The sequence below is a fragment of the Salmonella sp. 32010601201800023SM genome (assembly GCF_017572235.1).
Lineage (GTDB): Bacteria > Pseudomonadota > Gammaproteobacteria > Enterobacterales > Enterobacteriaceae > Salmonella > Salmonella enterica.
Map to the genome: position 1 here is coordinate 100,650 of NZ_JAGEQS010000002.1, position 13,874 is coordinate 114,523.

General features: G+C 53.4%; 11 protein-coding genes and 2 tRNA genes. 12 read left to right on the plus strand and 1 reads right to left on the minus strand.

The window, feature by feature from the left end; all coding sequences use genetic code 11:
- Positions 1-37 precede the first annotated feature (37 nt).
- The 5 genes from ftsH to J4617_RS07900 all read left to right on the plus strand — a co-directional run bounded on the left by ftsH (position 38) and on the right by J4617_RS07900 (position 4,910).
- The gene (gene ftsH / locus J4617_RS07880) at positions 38-1,972 is read left to right on the plus strand and encodes an ATP-dependent zinc metalloprotease FtsH (RefSeq protein WP_001107480.1); all 1,935 of its coding nucleotides are present in this window, start codon (positions 38-40) and stop codon (positions 1,970-1,972) included.
- A gap of 104 nt (positions 1,973-2,076) precedes the next feature.
- Complete coding sequence (gene folP, locus J4617_RS07885; protein ID WP_000764711.1) at positions 2,077-2,925, plus strand: dihydropteroate synthase; 849 nt, start codon at positions 2,077-2,079, stop codon at positions 2,923-2,925.
- A complete protein-coding gene (glmM, locus tag J4617_RS07890; RefSeq protein ID WP_000071169.1) occupies positions 2,918-4,255 on the plus strand; it encodes a phosphoglucosamine mutase in 1,338 nt (445 codons plus the stop codon). Before folP ends, glmM begins: the two co-directional genes overlap by 8 nt.
- A 222-nt stretch (positions 4,256-4,477) precedes the next feature.
- Complete coding sequence (gene secG / locus J4617_RS07895; RefSeq protein WP_000272679.1) at positions 4,478-4,810, plus strand: preprotein translocase subunit SecG; 333 nt, start codon at positions 4,478-4,480, stop codon at positions 4,808-4,810.
- Positions 4,811-4,823: 13 nt separating this feature from the next.
- Positions 4,824-4,910, plus strand: a tRNA-Leu gene (locus J4617_RS07900).
- Positions 4,911-5,107: 197 nt separating this feature from the next.
- Here J4617_RS07900 and argG read toward each other — a convergent pair.
- Positions 5,108-6,451: an argininosuccinate synthase gene (gene argG, locus J4617_RS07905; protein WP_000207645.1), complete on the minus strand. Its 1,344-nt coding sequence runs from the start codon at positions 6,449-6,451 to the stop codon at positions 5,108-5,110.
- A 343-nt stretch (positions 6,452-6,794) separates the two neighbouring features.
- Here argG and J4617_RS07910 point away from each other — a divergent pair.
- From J4617_RS07910 to rpsO, 7 genes are all read left to right on the plus strand, one after another.
- Positions 6,795-6,871 (plus strand) — tRNA-Met (locus tag J4617_RS07910).
- A gap of 207 nt (positions 6,872-7,078) precedes the next feature.
- On the plus strand, positions 7,079-7,531 hold the full coding sequence (gene rimP / locus J4617_RS07915; RefSeq protein ID WP_000105461.1) for a ribosome maturation factor RimP: 453 nt from the start codon (positions 7,079-7,081) through the stop codon (positions 7,529-7,531).
- Between the two features lie 27 nt (positions 7,532-7,558).
- A complete protein-coding gene (gene nusA, locus J4617_RS07920) occupies positions 7,559-9,061 on the plus strand; it encodes a transcription termination factor NusA (RefSeq protein WP_001031038.1) in 1,503 nt (500 codons plus the stop codon).
- A 24-nt stretch (positions 9,062-9,085) separates the two neighbouring features.
- Positions 9,086-11,764 (plus strand): translation initiation factor IF-2, encoded by a 2,679-nt coding sequence (gene infB, locus J4617_RS07925; RefSeq protein ID WP_000133064.1) that lies wholly within the window; start codon positions 9,086-9,088, stop codon positions 11,762-11,764.
- Between the two features lie 220 nt (positions 11,765-11,984).
- Entirely contained in the window at positions 11,985-12,386 is a 402-nt protein-coding gene (rbfA, locus tag J4617_RS07930; RefSeq protein ID WP_001040199.1) for a 30S ribosome-binding factor RbfA, read from the plus strand.
- The gene (gene truB, locus J4617_RS07935) at positions 12,386-13,330 is read left to right on the plus strand and encodes a tRNA pseudouridine(55) synthase TruB (RefSeq protein ID WP_017465419.1); all 945 of its coding nucleotides are present in this window, start codon (positions 12,386-12,388) and stop codon (positions 13,328-13,330) included. Before rbfA ends, truB begins: the two co-directional genes overlap by 1 nt.
- A 150-nt stretch (positions 13,331-13,480) precedes the next feature.
- On the plus strand, positions 13,481-13,750 hold the full coding sequence (rpsO, locus tag J4617_RS07940; protein ID WP_000059465.1) for a 30S ribosomal protein S15: 270 nt from the start codon (positions 13,481-13,483) through the stop codon (positions 13,748-13,750).
- Positions 13,751-13,874 lie beyond the last annotated feature (124 nt).

The window sequence follows — 13,874 nt, forward strand, 5'->3', positions numbered from 1 at the left end:
AACACAGTTGTAATAAGAGGTTAATCCCTTGAGTGACATGGCGAAAAACCTAATACTCTGGCTGGTCATTGCCGTTGTGCTGATGTCAGTATTCCAGAGCTTTGGGCCCAGCGAGTCTAATGGCCGTAAGGTGGATTACTCTACCTTCCTGCAAGAGGTCAATCAGGACCAGGTTCGCGAAGCGCGTATCAACGGACGTGAGATCAACGTTACCAAGAAAGATAGTAACCGTTACACGACTTACATTCCGATTAATGATCCGAAGCTGCTTGATAACCTGCTGACTAAAAACGTCAAGGTTGTTGGCGAACCACCTGAAGAGCCAAGCCTGCTGGCTTCTATCTTCATTTCCTGGTTCCCGATGCTGTTGCTGATCGGCGTCTGGATCTTCTTCATGCGTCAGATGCAGGGCGGCGGTGGCAAAGGCGCCATGTCGTTCGGTAAGAGCAAGGCGCGTATGCTGACGGAAGATCAGATCAAAACCACGTTTGCTGACGTTGCGGGTTGTGACGAAGCGAAAGAAGAAGTGGCGGAACTGGTCGAATACCTGCGTGAACCGAGCCGTTTCCAGAAGCTGGGCGGTAAAATTCCGAAAGGTGTCCTGATGGTCGGCCCGCCGGGTACCGGTAAAACCCTGCTGGCAAAAGCCATTGCGGGTGAAGCGAAGGTGCCATTCTTTACGATTTCCGGTTCTGACTTTGTGGAAATGTTCGTCGGTGTCGGCGCGTCTCGTGTGCGTGACATGTTCGAACAGGCCAAGAAAGCGGCGCCGTGCATTATCTTCATCGATGAAATCGACGCCGTAGGTCGCCAGCGTGGCGCAGGTCTGGGCGGCGGTCACGATGAACGTGAGCAGACGTTGAACCAGATGCTGGTTGAGATGGACGGCTTCGAAGGTAACGAAGGTATCATCGTTATCGCCGCAACTAACCGTCCGGACGTTCTGGACCCGGCGCTGCTGCGTCCAGGCCGTTTTGACCGTCAGGTGGTGGTAGGCCTGCCGGATGTGCGCGGTCGTGAGCAGATTCTGAAGGTGCATATGCGTCGCGTACCGTTAGCGACGGATATTGATGCGGCGATCATTGCGCGCGGTACGCCGGGCTTCTCCGGTGCTGACCTCGCGAACCTGGTCAACGAAGCGGCGCTGTTTGCCGCACGCGGCAACAAACGCGTTGTGTCGATGGTTGAGTTCGAGAAAGCGAAAGACAAAATCATGATGGGCGCCGAACGTCGCTCCATGGTGATGACGGAAGCGCAGAAAGAGTCGACCGCGTACCATGAAGCGGGCCACGCGATTATCGGTCGCCTGGTGCCGGAACACGATCCGGTGCACAAAGTGACGATTATCCCGCGCGGTCGTGCGCTGGGCGTGACCTTCTTCCTGCCTGAAGGCGACGCGATCAGCGCCAGCCGTCAGAAACTGGAAAGCCAGATCTCCACCCTGTACGGCGGTCGTCTGGCGGAAGAGATCATCTACGGTGCCGAACATGTTTCTACCGGGGCGTCGAACGATATTAAAGTCGCGACTAACCTGGCGCGTAACATGGTGACTCAGTGGGGCTTCTCCGACAAACTTGGTCCGCTGCTGTATGCGGAAGAAGAGGGCGAAGTGTTCCTCGGCCGTAGCGTCGCAAAAGCGAAACATATGTCTGATGAAACTGCGCGTATCATCGACCAGGAAGTGAAAGCGCTGATTGAACGTAACTACAATCGCGCTCGTCAGATCCTGACTGACAATATGGATATTCTGCACGCGATGAAAGATGCGTTGATGAAATATGAAACCATCGATGCGCCGCAGATTGATGACCTGATGGCGCGTCGTGAAGTGCGTCCGCCTGCGGGCTGGGAAGATCCAAACGGTACCAATAACTCTGACAGCAATGGTACGCCTCAGGCGCCGCGTCCGGTTGATGAACCACGCACGCCGAACCCGGGCAACACGATGTCAGAGCAGCTGGGCGACAAATAAGCATTTGTTTTACAACATTATGTTTAGCGCTCACCGAAACCCTGGGGCTTGCCCCGGGGTTTTTCTTTTTTTAACTCACCATAAATAAAACAGGGATTTTGACCATGAAACTCTTCGCTCAGGGCGCCACGCTCGATCTCACTCATCCGCATGTTATGGGGATCCTGAACGTAACGCCGGATTCGTTCTCCGACGGCGGCGCGCATAACACGCTGATTGAGGCGGTGAAACATGCGAATTTAATGGTGAATGCCGGGGCGACAATTATTGATGTGGGGGGGGAATCAACGCGACCAGGCGCGGCGGAAGTGAGCGTGGAAGAAGAGCTGGATCGCGTTATTCCGGTACTGGAAGCAATCGCGCAACGTTTTGAAGTGTGGATTTCTGTGGATACCTCTAAACCCGAGGTGATCCGTGAAGCGGCAAGGGCGGGCGCGCATATTATCAATGATGTCCGTTCACTCTCCGAACCCGGCGCGTTGGAAGCGGCAGCGGAAACCGGCTTGCCGGTCAGTCTTATGCACATGCAGGGCAACCCCAAAACCATGCAGGAGGCGCCGAAATATGACGATGTCTTTGCCGAGGTGAATCGCTACTTTATTGAGCAAATAGCACGTTGTGAGAAGGCCGGCATCGCAAAAGAGAAATTGTTGCTCGACCCAGGATTCGGTTTCGGTAAAAATCTCTCTCACAATTATACCTTACTGGCGCGACTGGGTGAGTTTCATCATTTTAACCTGCCGCTGCTGGTGGGCATGTCACGTAAAACGATGGTTGGTCAGTTACTTAACGTGGGACCATCAGACCGTCTGAACGGTAGCCTTGCGTGCGCGGTAATTGCCGCGATGCAGGGCGCGCAGATCATTCGCGTCCATGACGTCAAAGAAACCGTAGAGGCAATGCGGGTGGTGGAAGCCACTCTGTCTGCAAAGGGAAACAAACGCTATGAGTAATCGTAAATATTTCGGTACCGATGGGATTCGCGGACGTGTAGGCAATGCCCCCATTACACCTGATTTCGTGCTTAAACTGGGTTGGGCTGCCGGAAAAGTGCTGGCGCGTCATGGCTCGCGTAAAATCATTATCGGTAAAGATACGCGTATTTCCGGCTATATGCTGGAGTCCGCGCTGGAGGCGGGCCTTGCCGCTGCGGGACTGTCGGCCTCGTTTACCGGACCTATGCCAACGCCAGCCGTCGCCTATCTGACGCGGACTTTCCGCGCGGAGGCGGGTATCGTTATCTCGGCTTCGCATAACCCGTTCTATGATAACGGCATTAAATTCTTCTCTATCGACGGTACGAAACTGCCTGACGATGTGGAAGAAGCCATCGAAGCCGAAATGGAAAAAGAGATCACCTGCGTAGACTCCGCCGAGCTGGGGAAAGCGAGCCGCATCGTCGATGCCGCCGGACGCTATATTGAGTTCTGTAAAGGCACCTTCCCGAACGAACTGAGCCTCAATGGCCTGAAAGTGGTTGTGGATTGCGCCAACGGCGCTACCTACCATATCGCGCCGAATGTGCTGCGCGAGCTGGGCGCGACCGTTATCGCCATCGGCTGTGAGCCAAACGGCGTCAACATTAACGAAGAAGTGGGCGCGACCGACGTGCGCGCGTTGCAGGCGCGCGTGTTGGCGGAGAAGGCGGACCTCGGCATCGCGCTTGACGGCGACGGCGACCGGGTCATCATGGTTGACCATGAAGGCAATAAAGTCGATGGCGATCAGATCATGTATATCATCGCGCGCGAAGGGCTGCGCCAGGGACAACTGCGCGGCGGCGCGGTGGGGACGCTGATGAGCAATATGGGGCTGGAGCTGGCGCTCAAGCAGCTTGGCATTCCGTTTGCCCGGGCGAAAGTGGGCGACCGCTACGTGTTGGAAAAATTGCAGGAAAAAGGCTGGCGCATCGGCGCGGAAAACTCTGGTCACGTTATTCTGCTGGATAAAACGACCACTGGCGACGGTATTGTAGCGGGGCTACAAGTTCTGGCGGCGATGGTGCGTAATCATATGAGTCTGCACGATCTGTGCAGCGGTATGAAAATGTTCCCGCAGATTCTGGTTAACGTGCGTTACACCGCCGGTAGCGGCGATCCGCTGGAAAATGAAGCGGTGAAAGCGGTAACGGCGGACGTAGAAGCCACGCTCGGCAATCGTGGGCGGGTACTGCTACGTAAATCCGGTACCGAACCGTTGATTCGCGTGATGGTTGAAGGCGAGGATGAAGCGCAGGTTACGGCTTTCGCCCATCGTATCGCGGATGCGGTAAAAGCCGTTTAAGCGTTTAAGTGACTAAAAAGGCGGCGGTTGCCGCCTTACTGCCCGCAAAAAACAACGTTTTTGCTGTTTTTTTCCGCAGTTGATACAATGCGCTTAAATTGCCCTTGCGAAGGTCATTCGCTTTGGTTAGTATTCACACCCGCTTCAGTGGGAAACAGTAAAAATCCCGCTTTATTGGTAGAAGCATTGGTACGCGGCAACTCCGCAAGGAACAGGTTGATTATGTACGAAGCTCTTTTAGTTGTTTTCCTTATTGTGGCAATTGGTCTTGTAGGCCTGATCATGCTGCAGCAAGGTAAAGGCGCTGATATGGGAGCCTCCTTCGGAGCAGGCGCTTCCGCTACGCTATTTGGTTCAAGTGGTTCTGGTAACTTCATGACCCGAATGACGGCGGTATTGGCGACGCTGTTCTTCATCATCAGTCTGGTGTTGGGTAATATCAATAGCAATAAAACCAATAAAGGAAGCGAGTGGGAAAATCTGAGCGCGCCGGCGAAGACCGAGCAAACTCAACCTGCTGCACCGGCTCAGCCGGCCAGCGATATCCCGCGCTAATAGCAGTGTCCGTGCCGAGGTGGTGGAATTGGTAGACACGCTACCTTGAGGTGGTAGTGCCCAATAGGGCTTACGGGTTCAAGTCCCGTCCTCGGTACCAATATTCCAGAAAAGAGACGCTGAAAAGCGTCTTTTTTTTCGTCTGTTATTTGTGGTTGTCTGTAGGTCGGATAAGGCGTTTACGCCGTCATCCGACATTATTACAACCCATGATGGCGCTACGTTTATCAGGCCTACAGACACCTTATATTCCGCGCATAAAAAAGGCCGCTTTCGCGGCCTTAAAATGATAAATGTTTACTTCGCTTTGTTTTCCAGATTCTCAACCTGCGGCAGACCGGTCGCGGAAGAGGCGGTTAACAGACCCGCTTTCGCGTAGCCGAACAGTTTCTCGCGGGTATCGGTAATGTCCAGATTACGCATGGTCAACTGACCGATACGATCGTCCGGTGAGAATACGGACTCGCCTTTCTCCATGGTCAGACGCTCAGCCTTATAGGTCAGGTTGTCGGACACGGTGTTCAGGATGGAGTAGTCGTTGCCGCGACGCAGCTCCAACGTCACTTCACCGGTAATCTGGCTGGCGACCCAACGTTGCAGGCCGTCACGCAGCATCAGCGCCTGCGAGTCGAACCAGCGGCCCTGATACAGCAGTTTACCCAGCTGACGACCATGAGAATGATACTGTTCAATGGTGTCTTCGTTGTGAATACCGGTCAACAGACGCTCGTAAGCGATGTGCAGCAGCGCCATTCCGGGGGCTTCATAAATACCGCGGCTTTTTGCTTCAATGATGCGGTTTTCAATTTGGTCGCTCATGCCCAGGCCGTGACGGCCGCCGATGCGGTTTGCTTCCAGCATCATCTCAACATCATCGCTGAAGGTTTTACCGTTCAGGGCAACAGGGTGACCCTGTTCGAAGCGGACGGTCACCTCTTCTGCCGGGATCTTCACGCTCTCGTCCCAGAACTTCACGCCCATAATCGGGTTGACGATCTTGACGCTGGAGTTAAGAAACTCCAGATCTTTCGCTTCATGCGTGGCGCCGAGCATGTTGGAGTCGGTGGAGTAGGCTTTTTCAACGGACATTTTATAGTCGAAACCGCAGGCAATCATAAATTCAGACATCTCATGGCGACCACCCAGCTCATCGATAAAGTCGGTATCCAGCCACGGTTTGTAAATCTGTAATTCAGCATTCGTCAGCAGGCCGTAACGATAGAAACGTTCAATATCGTTGCCTTTATAGGTACTGCCGTCGCCCCAGATATTCACGCCGTCTTCTTTCATCGCGGCGACCAGCATCGTGCCGGTTACGGCACGGCCCAGAGGCGTGGTATTGAAATAGGTCAGTCCGCCAGTCGTATTATGGAAAGCGCCGCACTGAATCGCTGCGATCCCTTCTGCAACCAACTGCTTGCGGCAATCAATCAGGCGAGCATTCTCTGCGCCATACTCCATTGCGCGACGAGGAATGGCGTCATAGTCATCCTCATCCGGTTGTCCCAGATTCGCAGTATAGGCATATGGGACAGCTCCTTTTTGTCGCATCCACAGCAGCGCGGCGCTGGTGTCCAGACCGCCGGAAAAAGCGATACCAATACGTTGACCTGCTGGAAGATGCTTAAGAATCGTCGTCATAGAATAGAACCCTGCTTGATTGACTGATAATGAGATCGGTTTCTGCTTTAGTGCATTTTTATGCAAAATAAATGAGTTTTCATTTAATCATCTTTTAGCAGAGACAGGAAGCGTTTAGTGAAGGTTTACTGAAATAACGTTGTGAAATGCGTGTATAAGCCGGAGAGGTGGGATGAGTATAACGAAGAGTGATATTCATTCATCTGCATATTGGGAATAGGGTTGACATAACTCATGCCAGGTCACTATACTGTGCGCAGATTTTACGTCCCGTCCTCGGTACCAAATCCCAGCAGTATTTGCAAATTTTGCCCAAAACGAGTAGAATTTGCCACGTTTCAGGCGCGGGGTGGAGCAGCCTGGTAGCTCGTCGGGCTCATAACCCGAAGGTCGTCGGTTCAAATCCGGCCCCCGCAACCACTTTCCCTTAGAGTTCTTTTTCAAATATACTGTGAAGATTATGTCCTTCGTAGCTGGATTTGAAAAAAATTCTTTCGGAAGGTACACCAGACCGCCGTTGCGGTTATAGGGTTCAGTTATCTAAAGCCCCGATTTATCGGGGTTTTTTGTTATCTGACTACAGAATAACTGGGCTTTAGGCCCTTTTTTTATGTCTTGGGGGTGGGCTTGTCCACATTAGAGCAAAAATTAACAGAGATGATTACAGCGCCAGTTGAAGCCTTAGGCTACGAGCTGGTCGGCATCGAATTTATTCGCGGTCGCACATCCACACTGCGCATCTATATTGATAGTGAAGATGGCATCAATGTTGATGATTGTGCTGATGTGAGCCACCAGGTAAGCGCGGTGCTGGACGTTGAAGATCCTATCTCCGTGGCTTACAACCTTGAAGTCTCGTCACCGGGTCTCGACCGTCCTATGTTCACTGCCGATCATTATGCGCGTTTCCAGGGTGAAGAAGTCGCGCTGGTTCTTCGCATGGCGGTACAGAACCGTCGCAAGTGGCAGGGCATTATCAAAGCGGTGGACGGTGAAATGATTACCGTCACAGTCGAAGGCAAAGATGAAGTGTTCGCGCTGAGTAATATCCAGAAGGCGAACCTGGTTCCCCACTTTTAACAGTCTGGATGAGGTGAAAAGCCCGCGATGAACAAAGAAATTTTGGCTGTTGTTGAAGCCGTCTCCAACGAAAAAGCGCTGCCACGCGAAAAAATTTTTGAAGCGCTGGAAAGTGCGCTGGCGACAGCAACAAAGAAAAAATATGAGCAGGAGATCGATGTTCGTGTAGAAATCGATCGTAAAAGCGGTGATTTTGATACTTTCCGCCGTTGGTTGATCGTTGAAGAAGTGACCATGCCGACGAAGGAAATTACGCTGGAAGCGGCGCGTTTTGAAGACGAAAGCCTGAATGTCGGCGACTATGTTGAAGATCAGATTGAATCTGTCACCTTTGACCGTATCACCACGCAGACTGCGAAACAGGTTATCGTGCAGAAGGTCCGTGAAGCTGAACGGGCGATGGTTGTCGATCAGTTCCGCGACCAGGAAGGCGAAATCGTCACTGGCGTGGTGAAGAAAGTGAACCGCGACAATATCTCTCTGGAAATTAAATCCGAAGGGATGGCCGGTAACGCTGAAGCGGTGATTCTGCGTGAAGATATGCTGCCGCGCGAAAACTTCCGCCCTGGCGACCGTATTCGCGGCGTGCTGTATGCTGTTCGACCGGAAGCGCGTGGCGCGCAGTTGTTCGTCACCCGTTCCAAGCCGGAAATGCTGATCGAACTGTTCCGCATCGAAGTGCCGGAAATCGGCGAAGAAGTGATTGAAATTAAAGCGGCGGCTCGCGATCCGGGTTCTCGTGCGAAAATCGCAGTGAAAACCAACGATAAACGTATCGATCCGGTCGGCGCTTGCGTGGGGATGCGCGGCGCGCGCGTTCAGGCGGTCTCTACCGAACTGGGCGGTGAGCGTATTGATATCGTGCTGTGGGATGATAACCCGGCGCAGTTCGTCATTAATGCGATGGCGCCGGCAGACGTCGCGTCTATCGTGGTGGACGAAGATAAACATACCATGGATATCGCCGTTGAAGCCGGTAATCTGGCGCAGGCGATCGGACGTAATGGTCAGAACGTCCGCCTGGCTTCGCAATTGAGCGGCTGGGAACTCAACGTAATGACCGTTGATGACTTGCAGGCTAAACATCAGGCTGAAGCACATGCCGCTATCGAGATCTTTACTAAATATCTTGATATTGATGAAGAGTTCGCGACCGTTCTGGTAGAAGAAGGTTTCTCCACGCTCGAGGAACTGGCCTATGTGCCAATGAAAGAACTGCTGGAAATTGACGGCCTTGATGAGCCGACCGTTGAAGCACTGCGCGAGCGTGCTAAAAACGCACTGGCCACTCTGGCGCAGGACCAGGAAGCAAGCCTCGGTGATAACAAACCGGCTGACGATCTGCTGAATCTGGAAGGATTAGATCGCGATATGGCTTTCAAACTGGCGGCTCGTGGTGTTTGTACGCTGGAAGATCTCGCCGACCAGGGCATTGATGATCTGGCTGATATCGAAGGGTTGACCGACGAAAAAGCCGGTGAGCTGATTATGGCTGCCCGTAATATTTGCTGGTTCGGCGACGAAGCGTAATAAACTGTAGCAGGAAGGAACAGCATGACAGATGTAACCCTAAAAGCGCTGGCCGCAGAGAGACAGGTTTCCGTGGATCGCCTGGTACAGCAGTTTGCTGATGCAGGTATCCGGAAATCTGCTGACGACTCTGTGTCCGCACAAGAAAAACAGACTTTACTGGCGCACCTGAACCGCGAAGCGGTTTCTGGTCCCGATAAACTGACGCTGCAGCGTAAGACGCGCAGCACCCTGAACATTCCAGGTACCGGTGGAAAAAGTAAATCGGTACAAATCGAAGTCCGCAAGAAGCGCACCTTTGTGAAACGCGATCCGCAAGAGGCTGAACGCCTGGCCGCGGAAGAGCAGGCGCAGCGTGAAGCGGAAGAGCAAGCCCGTCGTGAGGCAGAAGAACAGGCCAAACGCGAGGCGCAACAAAAAGCTGAACGCGAGGCCGCAGAACAAGCTAAGCGTGAAGCCGCTGAAAAAGCGAAACGTGAAGCTGCGGAAAAAGACAAAGTGAGCAATCAACAGACTGACGATATGACCAAAACCGCCCAGGCCGAAAAAGCCCGCCGTGAGAATGAAGCTGCAGAGCTGAAGCGTAAAGCGGAAGAAGAAGCACGTCGCAAACTCGAAGAAGAAGCGCGTCGTGTAGCAGAAGAAGCTCGCCGCATGGCGGAAGAAAACAAATGGACCGCAACGCCTGAGCCAGTAGAAGACACCAGTGACTATCATGTCACCACTTCTCAGCACGCTCGCCAGGCCGAAGACGAAAACGATCGTGAAGTAGAAGGCGGTCGTGGTCGTGGCCGTAATGCAAAAGCGGCGCGTCCGGCGAAAAAAGGCAAACATGCCGAATCCAAAGCCGATCGCGAAGAAGCGCGTGCTGCGGTTCGCGGTGGTAAAGGCGGCAAGCGTAAAGGGTCTTCTTTACAGCAAGGCTTCCAGAAGCCCGCTCAGGCCGTTAACCGTGACGTGGTGATCGGTGAAACCATCACCGTTGGCGAACTGGCGAACAAGATGGCGGTTAAAGGCTCTCAGGTCATCAAAGCGATGATGAAGCTGGGTGCTATGGCCACCATCAACCAGGTTATCGATCAGGAAACCGCACAGCTGGTTGCCGAAGAGATGGGCCACAAAGTTATCCTGCGTCGTGAAAACGAACTGGAAGAAGCGGTAATGAGCGACCGTGATACCGGCGCTGCGGCTGAACCACGCGCCCCGGTTGTGACCATCATGGGCCACGTTGACCACGGTAAAACCTCTCTGCTGGACTACATTCGTTCCACGAAAGTAGCCTCTGGCGAAGCGGGCGGCATTACTCAGCACATCGGTGCCTACCACGTTGAAACTGACAACGGGATGATCACCTTCCTGGACACCCCGGGCCACGCCGCGTTTACTTCCATGCGTGCTCGCGGCGCCCAGGCAACGGATATCGTGGTTCTGGTGGTAGCGGCAGACGACGGCGTGATGCCGCAGACTATCGAAGCTATCCAGCACGCGAAAGCGGCAGGTGTGCCGGTCGTGGTTGCGGTGAACAAAATCGATAAGCCGGAAGCGGATCCGGATCGCGTTAAGAACGAACTGTCCCAGTACGGCATTCTGCCGGAAGAGTGGGGCGGCGAGAGCCAGTTCGTTCACGTGTCTGCGAAAGCGGGCACCGGTATTGACGAACTGCTTGATGCTATCTTGCTGCAGGCCGAAGTTCTGGAACTGAAAGCGGTACGCAAAGGTATGGCGAGCGGCGCGGTTATCGAATCCTTCCTGGATAAAGGTCGTGGTCCGGTGGCTACCGTGCTGGTTCGTGAAGGTACGTTGCATAAGGGCGATATCGTGCTGTGTGGCTTCGAATACGGCCGCGTGCGTGCGATGCGTAACGAACTGGGTCAGGAAGTGCTGGAAGCGGGTCCGTCCATTCCGGTGGAAATCCTCGGCCTGTCCGGCGTTCCGGCTGCGGGTGACGAAGTGACCGTCGTTCGCGACGAGAAGAAAGCGCGTGAAGTTGCTCTGTATCGTCAGGGTAAATTCCGTGAAGTTAAACTGGCGCGTCAGCAGAAATCTAAACTCGAGAACATGTTCGCCAACATGACCGAAGGCGAAGTTCACGAAGTGAACATCGTGCTGAAGGCCGACGTACAGGGTTCTGTGGAAGCGATCTCCGACTCCTTGCTGAAACTGTCTACCGACGAAGTGAAAGTGAAGATCATCGGTTCTGGCGTAGGTGGTATCACCGAAACCGACGCGACCCTGGCTGCGGCGTCCAACGCCATTCTGGTTGGCTTCAACGTTCGTGCCGATGCCTCTGCGCGTAAAGTGATCGAATCTGAAAGCCTGGATCTGCGTTACTACTCCGTCATCTATAACCTGATCGACGAAGTGAAAGCGGCGATGAGCGGTATGCTGTCTCCGGAACTGAAACAGCAGATCATCGGTCTGGCTGAAGTGCGCGATGTGTTCAAATCGCCGAAATTCGGCGCGATCGCGGGCTGTATGGTTACCGAAGGTACAATTAAACGCCATAACCCAATCCGCGTTCTGCGCGACAACGTGGTTATCTATGAAGGCGAGCTGGAATCCCTGCGCCGCTTCAAAGATGACGTTAACGAAGTCCGTAACGGCATGGAATGTGGTATCGGCGTGAAGAACTACAACGACGTTCGCGTTGGCGATATGATTGAAGTATTCGAAATTATCGAGATCCAACGTACCATCGCTTAATCTTCGTCGTCTTTTGGGCCGCAACGGCGTTGGCTGCGTTCGCTCACCCCGGTCACATAGTTATCTATGCTCCCGGGGATTTACGAGCTTGCCGCCTTGTTGCAATCCAAAATCCTTAGAAGATGATTAGGCGTAGGCCGGGTAAGCGAAGCGCCACCCGGCAAGAAATTTAAAAAGGGGCTTATGGCCCCTTTTTTGTCTTTATTCTGGAGAATTTATTATGGCGAAAGAATTTGGTCGCCCTCAGCGCGTAGCGCAAGAGATGCAAAAAGAGATCGCAATCATCCTGCAGCGCGAAATTAAAGACCCGCGCCTGGGTATGATGACCACCGTTTCCGGTGTCGAAATGTCCCGTGACCTGGCCTATGCCAAAGTGTTTGTCACTTTTTTGAACGACAAAGATGAAGACGCAGTAAAAGCGGGCATCAAAGCGTTGCAGGAAGCGTCTGGTTTCATCCGCAGCTTGCTGGGTAAAGCGATGCGTCTGCGCATCGTGCCGGAACTGACCTTCTTCTACGACAACTCGCTGGTGGAAGGGATGCGTATGTCCAACCTGGTGACTAACGTGGTGAAACATGACGAAGAACGTCGTGTGAACCCGGACGACAGCAAGGAGGACTGATGAGTCGTCCTCGTCGTCGTGGCCGCGACATTCACGGCGTTCTGCTGCTGGATAAGCCGCAGGGTATGTCCAGCAATGACGTGCTGCAGAAAGTTAAGCGCATCTACAATGCTAACCGCGCCGGGCATACCGGCGCGCTGGACCCGCTGGCGACCGGCATGTTGCCGATTTGCCTCGGCGAAGCGACAAAATTTTCGCAGTACCTGCTGGATTCTGACAAACGCTATCGTGTTATTGCCCGTCTGGGGCAGCGCACGGATACCTCTGACGCCGATGGTCAAATCGTGCAGGAGCGTCCGGTGACTTTCAGCGCTGAGCAGCTTGCGAGCGCGCTGGAGACCTTTCGTGGGGATATCGAACAGATTCCCTCGATGTATTCGGCGCTGAAGTATCAGGGCAAGAAACTGTACGAATATGCCCGCCAGGGTATCGAAGTGCCGCGCGAAGCCCGCCCGATTACCGTCTACGAACTGCTGTTTATTCGCCATGAAGGTAACGAGCTGGAGCTGGAAGTTCATTGCTCCAAAGGCACCTATATTCGTACCATTGTTGATGATTTAGGTGAGAAACTGGGCTGTGGCGCGCACGTAACGTACCTGCGTCGTCTGACGGTCAGCAAGTATCCGGTGGATCGTATGGTGACGCTGGAGCATTTGCGCGAGCTGGTAGCACAGGCGGAACAGCAGGGCGTTCCGGCGGCGCAGTTGCTCGATCCATTATTGATGCCAATGGACAGTCCAGCTTCGGACTATCCTGTTGTTAATCTGCCGTTAACATCTTCGGTATACTTCAAAAATGGCAACCCGGTTCGTACCACGGGCGCGCCGTTGAAGGGACTGGTTCGTGTGACGGAAGGTGAAGACGATAAATTTATCGGTATGGGCGAAATTGACGACGAAGGCCGTGTCGCGCCTCGTCGGCTGGTAGTTGAGTACCCAGCGTAATGTCGCTTCGTCTTGCGATAAGAGAGCGCTGCGAGTAGAATACCGCCGCTTAACGTCGCGTAAATTATTTAACAGTTTACGCGGCGTACACTGGGATCGCTGAATTAGAGATCGGCGTCCTCTCATTCTTAAATACTTTGGAGTTTTAAAATGTCTCTAAGTACTGAAGCTACAGCTAAAATCGTTTCTGAGTTCGGTCGTGACGCAAACGACACCGGTTCTACCGATGTTCAGGTTGCTCTGTTGACTGCACAGATTAACCACCTGCAGGGTCACTTTGCAGAGCATAAAAAAGATCACCACAGCCGTCGTGGTCTGCTGCGTATGGTTTCTCAGCGTCGTAAACTGCTCGACTACCTGAAACGTAAAGATGTTGCACGCTACACCGCGCTGATTGAGCGTCTGGGTCTGCGTCGCTAATTCTTTCGAGTTTCAGAAAGAGGGGGCCTTCATGGCCCCTTTTTTCCAGCAGATGGCAGCAATTCGCTGGAAACTAATGTATTGTTGCTATGAATGATCTTCCGTTGCAGAGGTTCGCGCGGCT

Excerpts from the sequence above, each read along its gene's own strand:
- ftsH (WP_001107480.1), top strand. The coding sequence starts at position 38 with ATGGCGAAAAACCTAATACTCTGGCTGGTCATTGCCGTTGTGCTGATG.
- folP (WP_000764711.1), top strand. The coding sequence starts at position 2,077 with ATGAAACTCTTCGCTCAGGGCGCCACGCTCGATCTCACTCATCCGCAT.
- glmM (WP_000071169.1), top strand. The coding sequence starts at position 2,918 with ATGAGTAATCGTAAATATTTCGGTACCGATGGGATTCGCGGACGTGTA.
- secG (WP_000272679.1), top strand. The coding sequence starts at position 4,478 with ATGTACGAAGCTCTTTTAGTTGTTTTCCTTATTGTGGCAATTGGTCTT.
- argG (WP_000207645.1), bottom strand. The coding sequence starts at position 6,451 with ATGACGACGATTCTTAAGCATCTTCCAGCAGGTCAACGTATTGGTATC.
- nusA (WP_001031038.1), top strand. The coding sequence starts at position 7,559 with ATGAACAAAGAAATTTTGGCTGTTGTTGAAGCCGTCTCCAACGAAAAA.
- infB (WP_000133064.1), top strand. The coding sequence starts at position 9,086 with ATGACAGATGTAACCCTAAAAGCGCTGGCCGCAGAGAGACAGGTTTCC.
- rbfA (WP_001040199.1), top strand. The coding sequence starts at position 11,985 with ATGGCGAAAGAATTTGGTCGCCCTCAGCGCGTAGCGCAAGAGATGCAA.
- truB (WP_017465419.1), top strand. The coding sequence starts at position 12,386 with ATGAGTCGTCCTCGTCGTCGTGGCCGCGACATTCACGGCGTTCTGCTG.
- rpsO (WP_000059465.1), top strand. The coding sequence starts at position 13,481 with ATGTCTCTAAGTACTGAAGCTACAGCTAAAATCGTTTCTGAGTTCGGT.